The sequence below is a fragment of the Psychrobacter sp. HII-4 genome, assembly GCF_904846595.1.
Classification (GTDB): Bacteria; Pseudomonadota; Gammaproteobacteria; order Pseudomonadales; family Moraxellaceae; genus Psychrobacter; species Psychrobacter celer.
Window position 1 is genome coordinate 20,450 of record NZ_CAJHBJ010000032.1, and the last position, 7,319, is coordinate 27,768.

General features: G+C 47.3%; 6 protein-coding genes. 3 read left to right on the top strand and 3 right to left on the bottom strand.

The window, feature by feature from the left end; translation table 11 throughout:
* Positions 1-28 precede the first annotated feature (28 nt).
* Both JMX98_RS11560 and JMX98_RS11565 read right to left on the bottom strand, forming a co-directional pair.
* Entirely contained in the window at positions 29-826 is a 798-nt protein-coding gene (locus JMX98_RS11560) for a hypothetical protein (RefSeq protein ID WP_201586770.1), read from the bottom strand.
* A 45-nt stretch (positions 827-871) separates the two neighbouring features.
* On the bottom strand, positions 872-1,369 hold the full coding sequence (locus tag JMX98_RS11565; RefSeq protein ID WP_227680157.1) for a YcgN family cysteine cluster protein: 498 nt from the start codon (positions 1,367-1,369) through the stop codon (positions 872-874).
* A gap of 246 nt (positions 1,370-1,615) precedes the next feature.
* Between JMX98_RS11565 and JMX98_RS11570 the strand changes: the two genes are divergently transcribed.
* From JMX98_RS11570 to ylqF, 3 genes are all read left to right on the top strand, one after another.
* The gene (locus tag JMX98_RS11570) at positions 1,616-2,353 is read left to right on the top strand and encodes a dienelactone hydrolase family protein (RefSeq protein ID WP_105244263.1); all 738 of its coding nucleotides are present in this window, start codon (positions 1,616-1,618) and stop codon (positions 2,351-2,353) included.
* Positions 2,354-2,537: 184 nt separating this feature from the next.
* Positions 2,538-5,585, top strand: a complete 3,048-nt coding sequence (locus JMX98_RS11575; RefSeq protein ID WP_201586774.1) for a DUF2339 domain-containing protein — start codon at positions 2,538-2,540, stop codon at positions 5,583-5,585.
* Between the two features lie 228 nt (positions 5,586-5,813).
* Positions 5,814-6,770 (top strand): ribosome biogenesis GTPase YlqF, encoded by a 957-nt coding sequence (ylqF, locus tag JMX98_RS11580; RefSeq protein WP_201586775.1) that lies wholly within the window; start codon positions 5,814-5,816, stop codon positions 6,768-6,770.
* A 21-nt stretch (positions 6,771-6,791) separates the two neighbouring features.
* Here the strand turns inward: ylqF and JMX98_RS11585 are convergent, their stop codons facing one another.
* On the bottom strand, positions 6,792-7,187 hold the full coding sequence (locus JMX98_RS11585; RefSeq protein WP_201586776.1) for a hypothetical protein: 396 nt from the start codon (positions 7,185-7,187) through the stop codon (positions 6,792-6,794).
* Positions 7,188-7,319 lie beyond the last annotated feature (132 nt).

The following is a 7,319-nucleotide window of genomic DNA, read 5'->3' on the forward strand; positions in this document are numbered from 1 at the left end:
ATTACTGCACGTTAAACAAAATTTTCTATCAAAGCAGCATCATACGATTTTTAATAAACTCAACGATCACACGATAGCCAACGAGCTCAGTCAACTCATTTTCTATGCGTTGGCGCTCGGTTTCGTTGGGGGTTGGGCGGTAAATCGTCACATTAATAGTATTGGTCATTGGGCTAAAACCAATACTTTGAGCGTCAGGATAACGCTTTAATATCTCAGGCCACGCTTTTTCTTGCAATGCAACAATCTGCTGATGCGTTTTATCACTAGTGGCTTGGATATAAATAGGAAAAGAGTAGTTTTCAAATTCCTTTTGCTTAAAGTGATACACGTATTTTGGTGGGACGGCTTTAACCTTGGTTAGTGTCGTCACTTTAATAGAAAATTCATCAGGGTCATTATTATCATAATAAACGGCAGCAACATTCGCGCCTAAGTGCTCTGCAATGGCTTCAATCAATGGCGAGCTAATCCCTTGCAATAATAATCGACGCTGCGCCTCTTCAATAGAAACATTAAAATCTTGGGCATAAAACCAAGGCGCGCCATTGCTTTCCTCCTCGGATAAAATATTTAAATAATAATCAGCCAATGGCTTGTCTTCATATTTTTTATCTGCGGCTGCCTCTATCTTTTGCCAATCCACCACAACTGGCGCGTCTAATGTAGGCGCACTCACAGATGTTAATCCACCTTTTACAGGTGTAGCTTGCGCCGTTTGAGAAGTAGAAGAATCGGTCTCAGACAAGTGAGCCATATTTGAGCAGCCAATTGACCAAAAAGCAGCACTGAATATCAAACTTGTTGTACGGCAAACTTTATGCATATTCCAATCCTTAGATCATAACCCTTTATATCAGCAAATAATAAACTACGGCTGTACCCAATTAACCACACGTGTTTCCATTTCTTCATCAGACATACCAGTCTCCGACACACAGCGCCCTGCCACCCCGACATTGGCTGCGCGCATCTGCTGCTCGGTGCGCGCCGCATCGCCAGTCAATAACAAATGCCAGCTTGGGAGCTCCTGCCCTTTATACAAGCGTTTATAGGCACAGTGTGATGGTAGCCACATCATGTTGGGCAGGTTTTCCATCGTGAGCTGAATACAGTCAGGCACATACTCTTGACGCGTGGCATAGTGCTGACAATGACCCGTCGCACAGTCCATCAGCTGACAGGTCACATCGGTATACTCAACCACCGCTTCGGCGTCATCATCATCGATATATTTGATCAGGCAGCAGCTACCGCAGCCATCACACAACGCTTCCCACTCATGATGCGTCAGCTCTGATAAGGCAAATCGCGACCAAAACTGCGGCCGCAAGGTAGCCGCTAGCTCACCATCGCTATCGGCAAACAAGCTTGCATTGGCGGGTACAACAGGCTTTGGCACTGGTTGCGGCGTCGGTGACTGTTCAGCAGTTTGTGATTGTTGGCTGTCGGCAAGTTGGTTGAGCAAATTGAGTGTCATAAAGGTGCAGTAGCATTTTGATAAAGAGCGTTACAGTATTATAGCTGTTTTTGCGAAGCATGGGCGTTAAGGTACTAAAAGTAAGAAAAACGATTTACTATAAATAAAATTCATAACATAAAAAGGGACAGCACTATGTCAATTAAGACGTTTGAACTTATCAGCACCACCAAAAACGGCGTCGAGCTCATCAGCTATGTGGCGCTACCAGAAGACGCATCGGAAGAAAACCCAGCGGCTGGCATCTTGGTCGCACCAGAATGGTGGGGCGTGGTCGATCATCCAAAATCTGTGGTCGAGCGTCTAGCAAAAGCAGGCTATGCAGCGGTGGCAATGGACGTCTACGGTGAAGGCAAATTGACCAGCGATGCGGCGATGGCAAACATGTGGATGGAGCAAGTACTCGCGGACCAAGACATGCTGATGGATCGCTGTCGTCTTATCCTCAATGATTTTAGCGATCAGTTGGCTGTTGATGGTAGCAACTTAGGCGCGATTGGCTACTGTTTCGGTGGTAAAGTCGTGCTTGATATGGCGCGCGATGGTATGCCACTAAAAGCTGTCGCAACATTCCACGGCAACCCATCAGCAAAACAGCCCGCGGACAAAAACTTTACCGCCAAAGTCTTGGTCGCGCATGGCCGCGATGACTCTATGGTATCGATGGAGGCGATAGAGGGTCTAAAATCTGAGCTGGATGCGGCCGATGTCGACTACACTATCGATGTGTATGACAATGCCAAGCACGGCTTTACCAACCCCCATGCCGATGAGCGCGCAGCCAAAAACGACGTCGATCTCGGCTACAACGAAGCTGCCGCCAAGCAAAGCTGGGATAATATGCTTGAGTTTATGAAAAGTAACTTAGCATAGACGGCTATCATGAGAAGGCCACTATCATAGGGCTTTTATAAAACCTATATAAACCGAAAAAAGAGCCGCCGATTTATAAGCGGCTCTTTTTTTAGTTGAGCAGCTTTAGGTACATGATGCTTCTTGTACTCGGACGCAAATCGCGTCATTATCACCTTATCATCAAGCAAATTGAGTGACGAGGATGCTATATTTGTTAATGAATCCGCTGGGCTGGCTGGCTTTTACCATTTTATTCATCATCGCTTCGGTGCTATATATTAGTATCCATAGCCAAATCCAGCAGTTGCGCCGTGAGATGGCAGCGCTACAAGCTGAGCTCAAGCAATATAAAGACAGTATAGACGCTGCATCCAACGCGCACTCTGAGCCATCCTCTCAAGATACAGAGCATCAGCAGACAACGTCACAACCACTCGTGCTTTCTGAGCGGCCAGAGTTGCCAGAGTCAGCAAACCGGCCTTTATCCGAGCTACCTACACCCCCTTTACCCGCAGCTTCATCACTATCGACAGAAAATCGACAAGCCACTGCAACCATAGAGCCTGATGAGCGCTCCTTACCTATCGTCACCTCACTGATTTATTCTATCAAAAGCTGGTTTTTTGGCGGTAACTTGGTCGTGCGTGTCGGGGTAATCGTCTTACTCATCGGTGTGGTGCTTTTGCTGCGCTTACTGAGCGATTATATCGAGATTCCGATTACCATAAAGCTTATTGGTATTGGCCTGATGGGATTGGGACTGGCGGCGTTGGGGATACAATTGGCAAAAAACCGCTTTGCTTATGGCATCACCTTACAGGGCACGGGCCTAGCGACGGCTTATTTGACCGTCTTTTTTTCTTATAGCGTCTATCAGGTGCTCGCAAGCGTGCCGAGCTTTATTGGACTTGGCCTTTTATCAGCTGTCACCATCGGTCTCGCTGTGCGTCAAAACGCCTTACCGCTGGCTTTATTGGCCTTGTCTGGTGGGTTTTTCGCGCCTGTATTGACCGGTGAAGACACCGGCAGTCTGGTCGCCTTATTTAGCTATTATCTGCTGTTAAACGTCACCGTTGCTGTCATTGCTCACTACCGTACTTGGAAAATGCTCAATCTGCTCGGCGTGTTGGTCACCTTTGGACTGGCCTACTATTGGGACGCGACGAACAATCTAAGCGCTACCATTGAGGCGCAGCGCTGGACATTGGTATTGCTGGTGACGCTGCATGTATTGCTATATTTGTTTGTCGTCATCCGCTACGCCCAGCACATCATCGCTTATAACACATTAAATGAAACAGATATCGCCCAGATGACTGTAGATAGTATTTACGGTACAAACCCCAGCACAGATGCCAGTACGAACAACCATACAAAAAACAGCGCAAACAACACCTATGTCTTCCCTATTGATACGGGTTTATTGTTTTCCGTACCGATATTGGCCTTTGGTTTATTTGCGGCGTTGTTAGACGCTATTCCTCATGCGCTGACCCTCACCAGTGCTGTTTTAGCGGTGATTTATTTGGGCATTGGCTGGATATTTGTACAGCGCAGTCAACGATATGCCTTAATCACTGAAGGCATGCTGGCGTTAGGATTTGGATTTTTGGCATTAGTAATTCCGCTGGCTCTCGATGCTGAGTGGGTTGCCTTTGGCTGGTCGGTTCAAGGGCTGGCGTTGGTATGGTTTGGTCGGCGCTCGCTACGCGCATGGTCGGTGCTATTTGGGCTAGGATTACAGCTGCTGAGTATCGCGATGCTGATGATAACTGTGGTCTTTACAATCAAAGATTATCCAACACTGGCCTTGACGATTTCAGCGCTCAGCTACCTCGCCGCCATGTTTGTCTTACGTGCCAGCAATGCCCCTATGGATGACACAAACAGCCAGCGTCACGCCGATCAGACGCTGGTGAAATACGCTAACACATTGGGCATCGGTGAACTCGCGACCAAGCAGTGGCTGGCTTCAATCAATAGCCAAAGTATGGCGTTTCACCTGATGTGGCGCAGTCCGAGGTTGAGCCGTTTTTTGACGTTCACCGCCGTGGTCTGGCTGCTGTATGTATTGGTCATCGATCTTGATCAATGGCTTGCCAACTGGCACATCGCAACGACAGCGCTGCTAGGACTGGCCGCGTTAACCAGCCTTGCCCTTTATTATGCCGTCAATCAATATCGTTCTTGGTTGGAGATTCGGCAGTTTTGTCATGGTTTACTGCTGTTATTGTATGCCACGCTACTGTTTCAATTACCGCAAAGATATGCATTTGATTATCAATGGTCGACCTTTCATTGGTCGATATTTATTACTTTGCTGATAGGCGGGTTGGTCATTGGGCAGTTATGGCTAAAGACATGGCATAAAGCAGCTGAGTTAACACGTTTTGATAGCGCAAGCTGGCTTGGAGCGGGCATTATTGTTTTAGCAGAAGCCATGCATTATGGCTTACCTGACTCAAAAGGTGTCATGACTGTTTTAGTGCCAGTTACCTTTATGTTGGCTGGGTTATGGTGGACACAGCGTCATGCTATGGCTAAATATCATGATGAGCAGTCAAACACGCACTCAAAAGCAGCAACCTCTGCCTTGCCGCTCGCTTGGTTTGATTGGCCTCAAGCACTGTTAGACAGCGCCAAAATCTTTGTACCTATCACCTTAGGCTGGGCGCTGTTTACCAATTTTACTTATGATGGGGTGATTTGGGCCTTGCCTTATTTTCCGCTATTTAATTTATACGATCTGACGTTATGGCTGGTGGTGTTTTATGCCTTGGGCGTTTATCTACTCCGTCAGCCACGTGGTAGCGGTTCGAGAAATCTATTAAAAGCCATTCCTAAAAACGATATGCTACTTATTGTCTTAGCGCTGATTGGCCTTTGGATAGGCTCGAGTATGTTGGTCAGGACGCTGCATGCCTTTATCGGCACGCCATTATGGACTGGCAGTGTATATGGAGTTACTGGCGGCGCGTGGAATAGCGAGCAAGTACAGACGGGATTGACGATTTTGTGGACGCTCATTGCCTTGGTCGCGACCATCAGCGCTAGCCGCTATAGACAGCGCACGCTATGGTTTATGGGCATTGGGCTACTGGGCGCGGTGGTGCTAAAACTGGTCTTGGTTGACTTGTCACAGACCGAGGCGATTTGGCGGGTGATTTCGTTCCTTGGTGCAGGTAGCTTGATCTTGGTCATTGGCTATTTAGCGCCGCTACCACCAGCGTGCAAGGACTTAGTAGACTAGGACGTACTCTCAACCCAATCGATGAGCCTATAGATGGGCCAAACATAAAGACACGCACAAATCTGCATGACAGCCTGCCTGAAGCCTGACATAAAATTGTAACGTGGCAACAAGGCGACTGGATAACATTGGGTGCTGACGCTGGTTGTGTAGTAAACTGAGCATCATAAAAAAGTAGACACTGATGGTCTTATTTTTAGCATTTTTTATAAAAGGTTATGAAAGCAGATGGATAAAAGAGCGAATATTCAGTGGTTCCCTGGGCACATGAACAAAGCCCGTAACGAAATCAAAGAAATCATGCCGCAGATGGATGTGGTCATCGAGGTGATTGACGCCCGTATTCCTTATAGTAGCGAAAACCCCATGGTCGCAGCACTACGCGGCGAAAAACCCGTTATCAAGATATTAAACAAAGCCGATCTCGCCGACCCTGATCTGACCCAAGCATGGATGGCGCACCTTGAGCAGCAAGCGGACGTCAAAGCCATCGCGTGTGACAATAACAAAGCCGATGACGTCAAGCGCATCATCGCTCTATGCAAAAAAATGGTGCCCAATAAAGTTGGCACCGGTCGCCAGATCAAAGCCATGATCATGGGCATTCCAAACGTTGGCAAATCGACTTTGATCAATACCTTAGCAGGGCGTGCAGTAGCCAAAACTGGCGACGAGCCTGCGGTGACCAAGTCGCAGCAGCTGATCAAACTCGATGATGACATCATGCTCTATGACACCCCTGGTATGCTCTGGCCAAAGGTCGAAAACGAAAACTCTGGCTATCGCTTGGCGGCGACCGGCGGTATTCGCGATACCGCGTTTGACTTCGCCGATGTCGCCAGCTATACCGCTGAGTATTTGTTGAGCGCTTATCCTGAGCTGCTAAAAACTCGCTATAAAATTGACGAGTTGCCCAAGACCGATTGGGAGTTTTTTGAAATGGCAGGGCGTAACCGAGGATTTATCAAAAAAGGCGGAGTCGTTGATACCTACCGCATGTCTGAGATTTTGATCAATGAGCTGCGTAGTGGCAAGCTTGGACGTATTACCCTTGAAACTCCAGCGATGATCGAAGCAGAAGAAATCATCGTCGCCGAACAACGTCTAGCGGCAGAAGAAAAAAAGAAAGCCCGCGAAGAAGAAAAGCGCTTGCGCCGATTAAAAACGCGGAAGAATCGGAAGTAGATTTAATAAACGTAAGACCAATCATGTAGAAGTGAAAATTTTCCCGTCAGGCAAAGAAACTAACCCTAGCAAATAATAAAACACCAACCCATGTTTCTTTGCCAATGGTGCAATTACTCTAGCAGCTTCTTGCATATGACTATCTGGCAGCGGCAGAGAGACAGCAAAAGTATTCTGTAGCTGCACATGAGCGTCCGTTGCCCCAAATGCTAATGAAAGCTCAAATGACAAATCACCTTCATGAGCCAGTTGCTGTAGCTCAGTGGCAAACTCGAATATGTTTTCGCTATGAGCGCTGACTTCTACCTCTAGAAGCTGCGGTAGTAATACACCAGCGCTATCATATGAGTCTGGTAGATACTCATCACCATCACCCAAACTTGCATCCCAAACATAAAACAAAGCGTATTCAGTCATAATCAGAGACCATCCCGAATTCTGTGTAACTGCGATTTAGATTAAATGTCTGCTGATACGGTCATCGAACATAATCATAAAGCGATTGAGCGCCGCCGTCCAGTTTCGAATCGGCATTGACCACCTTGACGA

Excerpts from the sequence above, each read along its gene's own strand:
- ylqF (WP_201586775.1), top strand. The coding sequence starts at position 5,814 with ATGGATAAAAGAGCGAATATTCAGTGGTTCCCTGGGCACATGAACAAA.
- JMX98_RS11585 (WP_201586776.1), bottom strand. The coding sequence starts at position 7,187 with ATGACTGAATACGCTTTGTTTTATGTTTGGGATGCAAGTTTGGGTGAT.
- JMX98_RS11570 (WP_105244263.1), top strand. The coding sequence starts at position 1,616 with ATGTCAATTAAGACGTTTGAACTTATCAGCACCACCAAAAACGGCGTC.
- JMX98_RS11560 (WP_201586770.1), bottom strand. The coding sequence starts at position 826 with ATGCATAAAGTTTGCCGTACAACAAGTTTGATATTCAGTGCTGCTTTT.
- JMX98_RS11575 (WP_201586774.1), top strand. The coding sequence starts at position 2,538 with ATGCTATATTTGTTAATGAATCCGCTGGGCTGGCTGGCTTTTACCATT.